This is a genomic window from Psychrobacter sp. JB193, assembly GCF_002285555.1.
Taxonomy (GTDB): domain Bacteria; phylum Pseudomonadota; class Gammaproteobacteria; order Pseudomonadales; family Moraxellaceae; genus Psychrobacter; species Psychrobacter alimentarius.
In genome coordinates this window covers 452,819-466,804 of sequence record NZ_NRGY01000002.1, presented here as the reverse complement: position 1 = coordinate 466,804, position 13,986 = coordinate 452,819, and the positions used below count along the sequence as shown (strand labels likewise).

15 protein-coding genes are annotated in these 13,986 nt (G+C 40.9%); 11 read left to right on the top strand and 4 right to left on the bottom strand.

The features are described 5' to 3' along the window. Window positions 1–186: 186 nt before the first annotated feature. The 3 genes from CIK80_RS09720 to CIK80_RS09710 all read left to right on the top strand — a co-directional run bounded on the left by CIK80_RS09720 (window position 187) and on the right by CIK80_RS09710 (window position 1,525). Window positions 187–510, top strand: a complete 324-nt coding sequence (locus tag CIK80_RS09720; RefSeq protein ID WP_095569832.1) for a BolA family protein — start codon at window positions 187–189, stop codon at window positions 508–510. An 89-nt stretch (window positions 511–599) separates the two neighbouring features. Next, window positions 600–959: a SirB2 family protein gene (locus CIK80_RS09715; protein WP_095569831.1), complete on the top strand. Its 360-nt coding sequence runs from the start codon at window positions 600–602 to the stop codon at window positions 957–959. A 164-nt stretch (window positions 960–1,123) separates the two neighbouring features. After that, window positions 1,124–1,525: a hypothetical protein gene (locus CIK80_RS09710; RefSeq protein WP_062845396.1), complete on the top strand. Its 402-nt coding sequence runs from the start codon at window positions 1,124–1,126 to the stop codon at window positions 1,523–1,525. 183 nt (window positions 1,526–1,708) lie between these two features. On the opposite strand, the gene trxC is transcribed toward CIK80_RS09710, so the two are convergent. Beyond that, window positions 1,709–2,146: a thioredoxin TrxC gene (trxC, locus tag CIK80_RS09705; protein WP_095569830.1), complete on the bottom strand. Its 438-nt coding sequence runs from the start codon at window positions 2,144–2,146 to the stop codon at window positions 1,709–1,711. A 48-nt stretch (window positions 2,147–2,194) separates the two neighbouring features. Next, on the bottom strand, window positions 2,195–3,061 hold the full coding sequence (locus CIK80_RS09700) for an MBL fold metallo-hydrolase (RefSeq protein ID WP_095569829.1): 867 nt from the start codon (window positions 3,059–3,061) through the stop codon (window positions 2,195–2,197). A gap of 348 nt (window positions 3,062–3,409) precedes the next feature. Here CIK80_RS09700 and CIK80_RS09695 point away from each other — a divergent pair, with 348 nt between their 5' ends. The 7 genes from CIK80_RS09695 to CIK80_RS09665 all read left to right on the top strand — a co-directional run bounded on the left by CIK80_RS09695 (window position 3,410) and on the right by CIK80_RS09665 (window position 10,825). After that, window positions 3,410–3,700 carry a metalloregulator ArsR/SmtB family transcription factor gene (locus CIK80_RS09695; protein ID WP_062846005.1) on the top strand — a complete coding sequence of 97 codons (291 nt, stop codon included), beginning with the start codon at window positions 3,410–3,412 and terminating at the stop codon, window positions 3,698–3,700. Between the two features lie 55 nt (window positions 3,701–3,755). Next, entirely contained in the window at window positions 3,756–5,465 is a 1,710-nt protein-coding gene (locus CIK80_RS09690) for a SulP family inorganic anion transporter (protein WP_095569828.1), read from the top strand. 224 nt (window positions 5,466–5,689) lie between these two features. Continuing rightward, on the top strand, window positions 5,690–6,016 hold the full coding sequence (locus CIK80_RS09685; protein WP_062845400.1) for a sulfur transferase domain-containing protein: 327 nt from the start codon (window positions 5,690–5,692) through the stop codon (window positions 6,014–6,016). A 299-nt stretch (window positions 6,017–6,315) separates the two neighbouring features. Then, on the top strand, window positions 6,316–6,648 hold the full coding sequence (locus CIK80_RS09680) for a TIGR01244 family sulfur transferase (RefSeq protein ID WP_095569827.1): 333 nt from the start codon (window positions 6,316–6,318) through the stop codon (window positions 6,646–6,648). 460 nt (window positions 6,649–7,108) lie between these two features. Then, window positions 7,109–8,647, top strand: a complete 1,539-nt coding sequence (locus tag CIK80_RS09675; protein ID WP_095569826.1) for a reverse transcriptase domain-containing protein — start codon at window positions 7,109–7,111, stop codon at window positions 8,645–8,647. Window positions 8,648–8,874: 227 nt separating this feature from the next. Continuing rightward, window positions 8,875–9,618 carry a glutathione S-transferase family protein gene (locus CIK80_RS09670; protein WP_095569825.1) on the top strand — a complete coding sequence of 248 codons (744 nt, stop codon included), beginning with the start codon at window positions 8,875–8,877 and terminating at the stop codon, window positions 9,616–9,618. 343 nt (window positions 9,619–9,961) lie between these two features. After that, window positions 9,962–10,825 carry a bile acid:sodium symporter gene (locus tag CIK80_RS09665; RefSeq protein ID WP_095569824.1) on the top strand — a complete coding sequence of 288 codons (864 nt, stop codon included), beginning with the start codon at window positions 9,962–9,964 and terminating at the stop codon, window positions 10,823–10,825. Window positions 10,826–10,888: 63 nt separating this feature from the next. Here CIK80_RS09665 and ahpF read toward each other — a convergent pair whose 3' ends face one another. Then, window positions 10,889–12,466 carry an alkyl hydroperoxide reductase subunit F gene (gene ahpF, locus CIK80_RS09660; RefSeq protein ID WP_095569823.1) on the bottom strand — a complete coding sequence of 526 codons (1,578 nt, stop codon included), beginning with the start codon at window positions 12,464–12,466 and terminating at the stop codon, window positions 10,889–10,891. Window positions 12,467–12,931: 465 nt separating this feature from the next. On the opposite strand from ahpF, the gene CIK80_RS09655 reads away from it, so the two are divergent. Beyond that, window positions 12,932–13,183, top strand: coding sequence for a DUF465 domain-containing protein (locus tag CIK80_RS09655; RefSeq protein ID WP_087039718.1), 252 nt, complete (start codon window positions 12,932–12,934; stop codon window positions 13,181–13,183). 167 nt (window positions 13,184–13,350) lie between these two features. Here the strand turns inward: CIK80_RS09655 and ahpC are convergent, their stop codons facing one another. Then, the gene (gene ahpC, locus CIK80_RS09650) at window positions 13,351–13,917 is read right to left on the bottom strand and encodes an alkyl hydroperoxide reductase subunit C (protein WP_062845409.1); all 567 of its coding nucleotides are present in this window, start codon (window positions 13,915–13,917) and stop codon (window positions 13,351–13,353) included. Between the last annotated feature and the right edge of the window lie 69 nt (window positions 13,918–13,986).

Here is a 13,986-nt window from a genome sequence, read left to right as displayed (position 1 = left end):
GTTAAATAATGCTAGCAGAGCGCCATTTATAGATGGTGCTCTGCTTTTTTATGTCTTGTATGCACGCTTAGGTATCTGACGGAGGTGACAACGACTCCTAATACTTATGACGTCTGCTATAATAACTGACATATATCAATCACAGATTGTCTAACCTCATTTAGCAAACTATATTGAAGGACCATTATGAGTAACACTCCAACTGCCGATGCCCTTGACGCTGAGCTACAAGCGTTGCAACCACAACATCTAGAGCTGATCAATGAATCTATGAATCATGCTGGTTATTTTGAAGGTAAAGAGAGTCACTTTAAGCTGACTGTGGTTAGTGAGGCTTTTGAAGGCAAGCGCTTGGTTGCTCGTCATCAGTTAGTATATGGTTTGGTGAATGCCCTTTTGACATCACAAGGTGGTCATGTACATGCCTTGGCTATCCATGCCTATACACCGACAGAGTGGCAAGGTCAGAGCCCTACTAGTCCATTATGCGCCGGACAAAACAAAGTTTAAAGAAAGCTTAAAAACGGTGTTTTAATCAAATAGTCCTAAGACATTATTGCTACCCTTGAACACCATATTTTTAGAGGAAGTCCTATCCAATGAAACATTTACACATGCTCATGGCGGTACTGGCCATTGTGTTGTTTTTATATCAAAGCGCTTTGGTCTTGGGTGCCAACAGACAAGCGCCGCGAGCAATCAAGATTGCCAATCATATTGTCTATGCGCTCGTTATTGTCTCAGGGGCAGTCATGCTCATGCAGCTGATGAGTGCCAATGCACCCATACAGTGGGTGTTTGCCAAAATTGTTTTACTTATTGCGGCGATTAGCGCTAGTGTAAAAGCCTTTAATCCTCATGCTACTTCTGGTCAAAGAAAAACAGGCATTCTCATTGCTGCTGTGGCATATATCGGAATCGTGATATTGGCTTTTACCAAGCCTGAAAACTTATTTTGATAATCAAACAGTATTTTGAAAATGAGATAGTACAAAGCGGCACAAATCGTCACACTGATAGAATTGAAAACCACTCAGTAATCGATATATTCTCAATGTCTTAATCACATCATTTTTGCTGTCTTAACTGAATGCAACTACACATGAAGCCTAATGGAGGCGCTATGAAAACTCTTACTACAGGGGCATTACTGGCAATAGCTGGCGTTTTCGGTCTCTCAGGCTGTGCGTCCACAGGTAATGTCACGCCTCAATACGTACCACCTAGTACGTATCAAAATTATGACTGTCAAGCATTGAACCAAGAATACACTCGCGTCAATCGCTATGTAGCGGATGCAAACAATGAGCGCTCAACGCTATCGACGTCAGGTGTCGGTGTTGGGGTATCGGCAGGACGTTGGGGTATTTCACCCAATATCAGCTTTGGCGTTGGCAAAAGCAACGACACCAAAGCTCGCGATGTCAAACTATCAAGACTATATGGTGAGCGCGATGCAATCGTTCAATCTGCTCGTATTCAACGTTGTAGCTTTGCCAATGGCATTAAGATTTATGGTGAATAATTGCTATAATCGTGTAGCCTTCTAGCGTTGTTTCTCCATAGGGTTTCAAGCGCTATTGGCTGTTATTACCGCAGAACCAATATATAAAAAGCCAATACAGTGATTATGTATTGGCTTTTTTAATGGATACTGTCTACGCTTATAGTACTTATAGTATTCAGGCTTATAAAGATGAATGTAGCGCTAAGCCCTGAGACTGCGTACCCATTGGACAATTTGGTCACTAGGCAGGGCACCTGACTGTCGCGCGACTTCTTTACCATGTTTAAAAGCAACCATGGTTGGCAAGCTACGAATATTGTAAGGTGCGGCGGCTTGCTCATATTTATCGGTTTGTATTTTAGCAAAGACCACTTGCGGCAATTGACTGGCAGCGGCTTTGAACTGCGGTGCCATCATAAGACAGGGTTGACACCAGCTTGCCCAAAAATCAACGATGGTCAGTACCTCATTTTTTTGAATAATCTTATTGACCGTTTGTGCATTCAACTCGTGAGGATTACCTGTCAGTAAGGTCTGACCACATTTACCACAATTCGGTGTCGCACTGAGTCTTGCCATAGGTACACGGTTGGTTGCTTGGCAATGTGGGCATACCAAATGCACGTTTTGTTCACTCATTGGGGGTTTCTCCTACAAATATAATGGCTATTGACTCCAAACGTCCTATCAAAGGGCGTTGAGTGGTACTTTTAGATAACGCACGCCATTGGCTTCTGGCTTTGGTAAGTGACCTGCATCAATATTGATTTGTACCGCTGGAATAATTAAGCGAGGCATCTCCAAAGTCGCATCGCGGCGCTCACGCATCTGCACAAACTCTGCTTCATTGATACCGTCTTTGACATGAATATTTTCCAGTTTTTGCGCAGCGACTGTGGTCGTCGGACAGTGCTTGCGACCTGCACTTGGATAGTCATGACACAGATATATTATCGTATCGTCTGGCAGTGCCAATAGCTTTTGGATGGATTGATAAAGGGTTTTGGCATCACCGCCTGGAAAATCACAACGAGCCGTCCCTACGTCAGGAGCAAATAAAGTGTCTCCGACGAAGACCACAGTTTTTTCTTCATCAGCCGCTATATAAGCAGTATCAGCCTGTGTATGCCCAGGCACATGCATCACTGTGATGAGGATATCACCAACCTTCAATGTATCACCATCATTGGTCAAAATATCAAATTGGCTTGCATCAGTACGAAAACTGGTATCAAAATTAAAAATTTTCTTGAATGTTTTTTGCACTTCAGTGATATGCTGACCGATGACCAGTTGCCCACCGAGCGCCTCTTTGACATGCATGGCCGCTGATAAATGATCAGCATGGGCATGGGTCTCTATGATGTAGAGCAGCTCCCAACCTTGTTCACGCACAAAATCGATAACCTCATCCACACTTATGGAGCTGGTATGGCCTGACTTCACATCGAAATCCAATACAGGATCGATAAGCGCACAAACTTGCTGCTGAGTATCCGCGAGTACATGAGTGTAGGTTTCTGTGTCACTATGTAAGAAAGAATGAACTTGCATGGCAGCCTCTCTATTTTTAAACGATATATTAATTTTTAAGAGCGTATTCTGTATGATATAGGATTTTGATCGAGATTATTTGCCCTACTCTTTTTCTTTATACAGACCAATATAACCACCAATAAACATTTTATCAATTTATATAATGTAAAAAACAATAACTTGCTGTCACACTGAATATCATTGATAATTAAATATATTTTATCCACAAACCTGACATTTTATACTATACATAAGGAGCTCACTCTGTCTACTTCTACTTCAGCATTGAGCAAATCCACTAATGGCACTAGAGATAACATACTGACCAACGCAGCAGATACCGTCCCTAAAGACCTCTCTGAACAAATGCGAAAGGCCTCGATGCAAGCCAGCCAATTACTAAAATCACTATCGCACCCTGATCGCTTATTGCTTTTATGTCAGCTGACGCAAGGTGAATTTTGTGTCAGTGAGCTTGAGAACTTAGTCGGTGTTGGTCAACCAAGCTTATCACAGCAACTGGGTATCTTACGTAAAGATGAGCTCGTCAAGACTCGCCGCGATGGTAAGCAGGTTTACTATAGCATCGCCAGTGATGATGCGTTTGCAGTGCTACAGTTATTATACGAACGCTTTTGTGCCAAAACAGCTGAATAGCTTGTTTACTTAAGGTTTGAACGTAATTCATTTTTTATTGTGATGACATATTATTATGCCTTCTATATTGGCTCGTCTGATTCCTGCTTGGTTGCGCCAGTACCAACCCTCTACCCTGCCAACTGATATTATCGCAGGCTTGGTGGTTGGCGTGTTGGTCATTCCCCAAAGCTTAGGTTATGCAGTACTGGCAGGATTGCCACCTGTTTATGGGCTGTATGCAGCAATCGTACCGGTGACTGTTTATGCTTGGATCGGCTCAAGTAGCGTTCAAGCAGTCGGGCCTGTTGCGATCACTGCTATTATGACTGCCAGTAGTTTGCACCCTTATGCATCACAAGGTGTTCAGCAATATGCACTCATGGCAGGTTTGCTGTCATTGATGGTCGGTACGCTATTGTGGTTGGCAGGTCGGCTCAAGCTTGGCTGGATCATGCAATTCATCAGTCGCGGGGTATCTGCTGGTTTTATTAGTGGCGCTGCCGTATTGATTTTTATCAGTCAGTTAAAATACGTGACGGCTATTCCGATCGCAGGCAATGGCTTAATCGGTTATTTATCAAGTATGCAGATGTATGCGCGCCAGCTGCATCCGCTGACACTCTTAATCGGTGTGATCGCTTTTATGCTCTTGGTTGCCAACCGCTACGGTAGTAAATGGGTGTGGCAATCTTGGCTGTCATCATCCTATGCCAAATGGGCCGAGCGCTTATTTCCACTTATCCTATTGGTCATTGCCATCGTCCTGAGCATCGGCCTGCATTGGTCCATAAAAGGCGTGGCGACTATTGGTAGTATTCCGCAAGGCCTACCTAGCTTTACTTTACCTTATGTACCAAACTTCGATGAAGTGCTAGATTTGTTACCTGGTGCAGGGCTAATGGCTTTGATTATCTTTGTTTCAAGCAGCTCGGTTGCCAACAATTATGCACGCCTGCGCGGTGAAGCCTTTGATGCCAATCGTGAGCTGACCGGCTTGGGGCTGGCCAACATGGCAGGTGGATTTTTCCAAAGCTTTGCCGTCGCTGGCGGATTTTCGCGAACGGCCATCAATTCAGATTCAGGTGCCAAAACACCAGTGGCAAGTCTAGTGACGGTGGTAGTCATGATCGCCGCTTTGATTGCTTTTGGTAATGCACTGTCACCGCTGCCCTATGCTTTATTGGGCGCCACCATCATGGCTTCTATCATCAGCTTGATTGATGTGGCAACCTTACAGGCAGCATGGCAACGTGATCGCCTAGATGCCGCAAGCTTTATGTCAGCATTCGTGGGAGTATTGATATTTGGTCTCAATACAGGTTTGGTCATCGGTCTTATGGTGTCTTTTGCAAGCTTAATTTGGCAATCAAGCAAGCCACACGTTGCCATTGTTGGTCAATTGGCAGGGACTGGTCATTTTCGCAACATTAACCGCCATAACGTGGTGACCTTTAGCAACCTATTGATGTTACGTATCGATGAGAGTATCTTTTTTGGTAATAGTGAGTCTGTCCATCACCGCGTCGTCCAAGCCACTCGCCAGTATCCAGACGCCCATGAGATTGTTCTGATTATGTCAGCGGTCAATCACATTGATCTGACAGGACAAGAGATGCTCATCAGCCTCAATAAAGAGCTACTGAGTCAAAACAAGCACCTGAATTTTAGTTTTATCAAAGGGCCTGTGATGGATATTATTGAAAATACCCCCATTATTACAGAGCTGTCAGGCCATGTGTATTTAAGTACCATGGATGCGGTGGATGCGCTTAAAGACACTTAAAATTTTTATAAACCTCATGTTGTTACATTCTTAAGAATTATTATTGTCTGTGACAAAATACCGATATCATGCAAGCTGTGTTATGCTAAATCCTTATAAGCTTTAGACATAATGGACTTAAGAAAATCGTACTAAAAGACAGTACCTAATAGTCTCAAAAAATACTATTGGCTACCCCCATTCTTGAGTCAAATGCCTTTTCATATACGCGAATGACCTTACTTATGACTGATAATTTAACTATTTACAAGCAAATTTACCCAAGCCAATGTCTCAAAATTGCAGAGCTTGGCTATCGCTCCGTGCTCAATATACGCCCTGATGCCGAAACAGAAACTCAGCCAAATAGCGTTGACTTTAGTCATGCCACTAAAGAAGCCAACTTGACTTATCATTATCTGCCCTTCGATGATGAGCGTCTGAGTATGGCCACTGTTGAGCAGTTTGCCGCGTTTTATCGTTCAATGCCAAAACCCATCTTGATGTTTTGTGGCACGGGTGCTCGCGCCAAATTACTGTATCAAAGCGCATTGATGCAAGGGTTACTATAATCACTCTATTTTAAAAAGCATACGGTTCTACTGAGGCAACTGTCCTTGTCGCCTCTGGCATTCTTGCAAGCAGCCAGCAATGATATTTATCTCTGTAGAATATGATGATCGTACATGCTACTTTTATCTTGGATTGGATATATAAAGGTTAACGATAGGAACTGTGATCACGGCTGAGACAATGTTGTTATTGTTTACGTTCTTTGCCTTTAGAAAGCGACCCATTTCACTTATGCTTAGACATTGTGCTTTTATACCAACCTATCTTTTCCTACTATAGAAAATAATAAGGATCACTTATGAGTCATCAAGTCAGTTTTACTGGACAAATCACCCCAGACCAAGTACCGATGATCGCCGAAAATGGTTTTAAAACCATCATCAATAACCGTCCAGATGGTGAAGAGCCAAATCAACCGACCAGCGCTGAGATTGAAGCGGCTGCTAAAGAAGCTGGCCTTGCTTATAAAGAGATTTCTTTTGCGGGTAATGAGCTCAATCAAACCCACGTTGAAGCATTTGCAGACTTTTTTAACCAAGCCGAGCAGCCCATGCTTATCTTTTGCCGTACAGGCAATCGCTCAAACGGTATCTACGAAGCCGCTAAGCAAATGGATTTGTTAGACGACTAATATAGTACTAAAAAACATATCATCGCTAAAAAACGCCCGTCCAGATTTTGGATGGGCGTTTTTACTTGTTTTCTTAGCTATATTGAACTGCATTTCATTAGTAAATAATTTTACAACAAATAAGGAGTATGCTAAATTCGGTATTGTGAGGGAAAAAGCAATTAATCTAAGTTTGGTCCTGTATTTAGGTACCTGCAAAGGTCACCGCTAAGTAGAAAGCTGCTTAGTTAAGCAAATATCATATTGTGAGCAGTTAGCACATAGATTATGTACGATTAGTGTAACAAGGTATTGAAGCAACATAGTGACAATTTCCTTAAGCATGAAAGTAATTATTTCCAATAAAAGGGGTGTTATCTCTTATGGTAACGGTAGGACAGTTTTATCACGTTTTTATTAATCGCTCTAAGCGCAAAAATGCTAGCCCCGTTCCCTCACTTCTAATATAAATTATAAATATATGAAAAATAAAGAAGACCAAGATAGCTGGTATAAAATCAAGAGATATCCTCATATTGGACTACCTTCTGAAAATCGTCGACAGACCATATCCCATATAAAAAATAAAGATAAAGTAGCTGTCCATGGTTTCGCTCCGTTCATTCATAAAGTTATATCTACGAATCGGTATAGAAAAGAGTATGATAATGATGGAAAATTGATAAGTAATGGAAAACGCACTGATAGGAGTACAAAAAATAGAGATATCTATTATGCTAATAATCTAGACTCAAATATTTATGCCTACTACTCTCATTTACTAAACGTAAAGTATGAAGAAATATTAGAAGATAGAAATTTAACCAAGGTAGTTACTGCTTACCGAAAGACACCTAAAAAAATAGAACTTAACCGCGCTCAAAACCCTCCCAAAAAAAATAACATTTACTTCGCAGACGAAGTTTTTGAATATATTAAAAAAAATATAGATTACGACAGCGATATTGTTGCTATAGCTTTTGATATTGAGAACTTCTTTCCTAGCTTAAACCATACCGTTCTTAAAAATAAATGGTGTGAAGTCCTTGATACAGACCACCTACCAAAAGACCATTATAACGTGTTTAAGAATATCACTAGATTTTCTTATGTCGAAGAAAATCATCTTTTCAATTTATTCAAAGATAGTATTTTAATCAGAAAAAATGACGGAAAAGTTACGAGTAAGTCAATAAAGCGAATTGAACATTTATATAATAAAAATGCTATTGCCTATTGTAAAATGCAAGATATACACACAATTCGAAAGAAAGGGCTAATAAGATCAAGTAAACGAATTGGCAGCACACTTGTAACAGATGGCATTTGTCAAGGCTCTGCTATCAGTGCAACATTAGCAAATATATATATGCTGAGCTTTGATGAAGCAATTTATGATGAAACATCAAAAATTGATGGGCTTTATCGGCGTTATTCTGACGATATGGTTGTCATCTGTCCAGTTGAACACAAATCACATATCATCCAATTTTTTGAAAATAAAATCAAAGAAATAGAACTAAATATTCACAAGAAAAAAACTCAAGTTTTTCATTTTTCCGTCCATGAAGGTGGAATAATTTGCAAGCAAGAATTTAATGGCCGAATAACACCAAATAGTATCAACAGAAATTTTGAGTATCTCGGTTTCAGTTTTGACGGTGGATATGTACGCCTAAAGACAAGCTCTCTAGCCAACTATTACCGAAAAATGAAAAAAGGTGTGCGAAGAAGTGGATTTTATAGCAGCAAGATAAATAATGAGACAAGAGGTGAAATCTTTAGAAAAAGACTGTATAAAAGATACTCATATATTGGCGCTAAACGCTGCATAAAATATAAACGTAAGCGAGGTACTACAGATCAATGGGAACCTGACAAGTATGCCATAAACTGGGGCAACTATATAACATATGCTAAAAATGCCCATAAAATAATGAATAGTTACAGCAAAATTGATTCGCAAATTAAAAATCATTGGAAAAATATACATAAAGAGATTGAGAAATCTAAGCGTTGACTCACATATAAAAAACTTCATCTCTCTATTACAACAGAACCACCTCATTTGAGGTGGTTTTTTTAGCTAATTATAGACTGACTGATGTTACTACATGAAGAAGTATTTAAACGCGAATAACACCATATCCGCCTGCCTCCTAAAATTAGTACTATATTTATCATAGCCTCAAAACAAGTTTGACAGCATACTACAATGTTACTCCCTCAAAAATATAGGATGCGACTGTGCAAAAACCACTACTGATTATCGGTAATAAAAACTATTCCTCTTGGTCATTGCGAGCATGGCTACTCTTAAAAGCCTTTGAGATTGAGTTTGAGGAGCAGCCCATCGAGCTGTTTGATTCGTCAGCCTTGCCCATACTTAACGAGCATGCGCCAACGGGTAAAGTACCCGTACTCGTCTGCGGTCAAGATGATCAAAAAGTCACCGTTTGGGACACGTTAGCGATTGCCATGTATGCCAATAGTTTTTTGACAGACAAAGACATTTGGACAGGAAACATTAAATCTGAGGTAAATAAGGGCGACAATCGTCATAGAGTAGATAGCGCTTACTGCCAAAGTATCGTGGCAGAGATGCATTCAGGGATGACAGGTATTCGTAATGAGATGCCAATGAATATTCGAGCGACGGCTAAGATACAACCAAGCAGCGCTTGCTTAGCAGATATCGTCCGTATTGAAGCCATCTTTGCAGATTGCTTAAAAAACCGCTCATCAGACAGCTACCTATTTGGATGTTTTACGGTTGCCGATGCTTTTTTTGCCCCCGTGGTTCTACGTTTACAAACCTACGCCAAAGCTTCTGGATTAACTTTACAACCAACGACTCAGCAGTATTGTCAGATGATGATAAACAAACCGCATATGGACACTTGGATCAAAACTGCTTTAAAAGAGACGCGGATTATTACAGAAGACGAGACAGGCGAGATCATTTCACTGGCTGGCGTATTAGCGAATTAACCTTGTAAAACACCATAAATGATGAGATATAGTCGATCCAATATAAAATAAATACAGTGCTGCCAACGTCATATTTTCTTACTTGCTGTGCCTTCAGACAGAGGCTACGAACACATATCGTTGGCAGTCCATTATCATTGTTGTGCCTTTTTTATTTAGGATTAACGATAGCAAAATGGACTACTGCGACAGTCTTAGTATTAGAAGACCTCTCTTGTCGTATGTTATTGTGTTTTGTAGCCCCTAAATAACCGATAGGTAGCCGCTAAAAAATATCGTCACAAGGAATGTGAGTGATGTAAAAATCGTCCTAGCTTGAGTGTCACTTTACAAGGAATGTTTTATGGATAACACTGCCCTCGCTTTACTTCCACTGGCACTTGCCTACATTATGTTTACCTTAGGTACAGGATTAAAACCCAGTGACTTCAAGGTAATCGCTAGTCATCCCAAAGCGTTTTTTGTGGGTTTAGTCAATCAAGTGATATTCGTGCCACTGGTGGCATTGGCGGTAGTGCTGGTCATGGTGCCACCACCTGCCATGGCTTTTGGCATTATGTTAATCAGTTTTTGTCCAGGCGGTGTCACCAGTAATATTCTCACCTATTATGCCAAAGGTAATGTGGCGCTATCGGTTGCACTCACAGGCGTGGTCAGTTTGTTATCAGTCGTGACGTTGCCCATCTTTATTACCGTAGCCTTTGACCACTTTATGCAAGATAAAGCAGGCTCCATCAGCGCTGTAAAAATTGGGTTAGTAATGTTTTTGTTGACGACATTACCTGTTACGCTGGGTATGCTCGCTCGTTATAAGTTCACTAACTTTATGATACGTAGAAGCGGTATTCTAAACGGCTTAGCCAGTATCTTCTTTGTTTTGATTGTTTTTGCTGCTATTGCCTCTAACTGGGCGTTGCTACAGTCGCAACTTGCCAATATTGGCGTAGAGCTTATATTGATTATTATGGGCTTGTTTGTCTTGAGTATTTTGACCTCTCAGTTATTTAAGCTGAGCTGGTTTGATACCAAAACCATCTCCATAGAAACCAGTATTCAGAACAGCACGACAGCCATTACTCTAGCGCCGATTATTATGGGTACAGCAGCGGGGCTACCAGCCATTGCCCTACCAGCCGCTGTGTATGGGGTTTTGATGTACGTGGTGGCGTTACCCGTTATTGCTTTGATTCGAAACAAGAGCGGATAATCGTGACAAAAAAGCCACCTCAATTTGAGGTGGCTTCTTCATCTAAATCTAAATCTAAATAATCTATTGCATAACCAAGTATTCAAATGCCGATAACGCTGCTTTTGAACCCTCACCCATTGCAATATTAATTTGCTTAAATGGTACGGTTGTCACATCACCACAAGCAAAAATGCCTTTACGATCCGTGCGGCAGCGCTCATCAATCTCAATTTCACCAAAACGGTTTAAATCGACAAAACCTTTGATAAACCCAGTATTTGGCACTAAACCAATCTGTACAAACACGCCTGATAAATCACGCTCATGCGTCTCACCTGTGCTGCGATCTTGATAAACGATAGAAGACACTTTACCGTCAGTCGCTTTGATCTCTTGGGTCGCGGCACCAGTGATAAATTCGATATTGGATTTTTCTTTGGCTTTATTAATCAATACTTGATCCGCTTTTAACTCATCAGCAAACTCTAGCACGGTAACATGCTTGACGATACCAGCCAAATCTAATGCAGCCTCAACACCTGAGTTACCACCGCCAATGACTGAGATGTCTTTGCCTTTAAAAAATGGACCATCACAGTGAGCACAAAACGCCACGCCTTTACCGATGTTTTCTTCTTCACCCGGTACACCAAGCTTGCGCCACTGGGCACCTGTCGCCAAGATAATACTGCGCGTCTCAAACGACTCACCGGTATTTAGGTTGATGCTGTAGTTTTCTTCTTCCGTCTCGCCGATATCTTTGACACTCACATGCTCTTTTAGCGTGATGTTGTATTCAGATAAATGCTTGACGAAATTGGTCGATAAGTCAGTACCATTGGTTAAAGGCACAGAGATCAGGTTTTCGATATCTTGCGTGTCTTTGACCTGCCCACCGATACGATCGGCGACCATTGTAACTTTAAGACCTTTACGCGCTGTATAAATGGCTGCGGCAACGCCCGCAGGGCCAGCACCGATGATAGTGACATCTTGCTGTTCTAGTTGCTCAGCATCGTCTTCGACGTCTGCCAACAAATCTGGGAACTGTTCTTGTAGTTTTCCGATCAATTTAGCCGTGTCGATCAAACCATTGGCAAACGGTTTCCCGTTTAAGAATACCGCTGGTACACCTTGGATTTTGTTCGCTTCTACTTGTTCTTGGAACAATGCACCATCAATCATCTCGTTGCTGATGTCGTCATTGAGTAATGCAAACTGATTCAAGGCTTGCACCACTTCAGGACAGCTGTGGCAAGACAATGATACATATGTTTGAAACTGTAGCGGCTTATTAAAACGCTTAACTAATTTTTGGATACCTTCATCCAACTTTAAGGTGTGACCGCCAGCTTGCAAGATTGCCAAAATCAATGACGTAAATTCATGCCCACCAGGAATACCGCTAAATACGATACCTGTATCAGCCGATTCTCCATCAATGTGACTGACTACTTTGAAACTAATTGCGCTCGGCAAACTATCGTCAGTCGCTTCTGCATCGAAGTTGATTTTGTCAGTCGTACCTGCGATTTTGGTTAAAAAATCAATCAATTCAGCACGCTTGTTATGTTCGCCACTACCCAATACAAAGGTAATAGGACGAGTCATGTTTTCGCTATAGCTCTTTACGGCATCTAATAAAGCTTGATCTATCATGTTTGTTCCTTATTATTACTGGATATGTAACGGCAACTGTCTTGTTGCGTTCTTAAATGTTAGTCAGTTATTGTGAGTCATTGTATTTAAAACAGTTTGGGCAACGGTGTAATGCCCTTTAATGTCCCTATTATCATAGGTTATAGCAGTATGAGCAAGCTGAGAAACCCAAACCTTATGTTTTATAAAACCAATCGTAAATCAAATTATGAAATTAAATATAAACCTAAAGACGATTTATTACCGTAGTATCAAGGGTGTTTTTTCGCTACAATCGAATGAGGGTAGTGAGAAAACTTCTCACTACCCCTATGGCAAATTGGCTTTTGTATGTGTGCTTTAAAAGTTTTTTTGCTGACATTGAGTCAGATAGTTTTCTGCTTCAATACTATTTAAGTCTTAGAATCTTAACCATACTGCGCGATCGCTTGTCGCAAATTTGCGCCTCATAATAAGGATGACCAGATGAGAAAGACGGAAACATTTCAAGACAATAAAGAGATCATTGCTGAACTTAAGCAAAAAGACAGCCATTTTGCGAGTATTTTTGATGAGCATACTGAGCTTGATCAGCAAATCAACCAGCTTGAAAAAGATGTGATACAACATGCCAGTCGCGAAGAAGAAATAGAGCATATGAAACGACGAAAATTGCATCTCAAAGATGAGATTTATAGGGTGATTGAGAAAAACAAACCACACGCTTTGAGCGAGTGATCCACGTCTATTTTCTTAAAACGTAAGCCTATTGTTATAATAAATCTAGTGTTACAAACCATATTTAGCCCATTAGAAAAGGCTCTATCATCGCTGATAGAGCCTTTACTATATTCAATTATTATCTTTATAAAATAACTACTCTTTATAAGATAATTATTTAAATATTAGATTTTACCAACAAGATCAAGACTTGGCTTCAAAGTGTCGCCGCCTTGTTCCCAAGCTGCTGGACAAACTTCACCATCGTTCTCACGAACATATTGTGCTGCTTTTACCTTACGTAGCATGTCTTTTGCACTACGGCCGATACCGCCTGCATGGATTTCAGCTACTTGGATCAAACCATCAGGATCAACTAAGAATGTACCGCGCTCAGCCAAACCAGCTTCTTCAATCATGACGTTGAAGCCACGAGTAATTTTACCAGTAGGATCGCCGATCATTGGGTAATTTACTTTGCCGATTGCTTCTGAAGAATCATGCCATGCTTTGTGCGTGAAATGCGTGTCAGTCGATACTGAGTATACTTCTACGCCCAAACCTTTTAGCTCGTCGTAATGAGCGGCCATGTCTTCAAGCTCAGTTGGGCAAACAAAAGTAAAATCAGCTGGGTAAAATAGGAAAATTGCCCAGTTGCCTTTTACGTCTTCTGAAGTGATGGTTTTGAATTCACCATTTACATACGCATCTGCTGAAAATTCTGGGATTTCTTGATTGATAATAGACGCCATGATTGGCTCCTTTATTGTTGAGTTAAGTGGAACATATTTATCTGGTTTTTCTATTAAGCCTTCTACGTT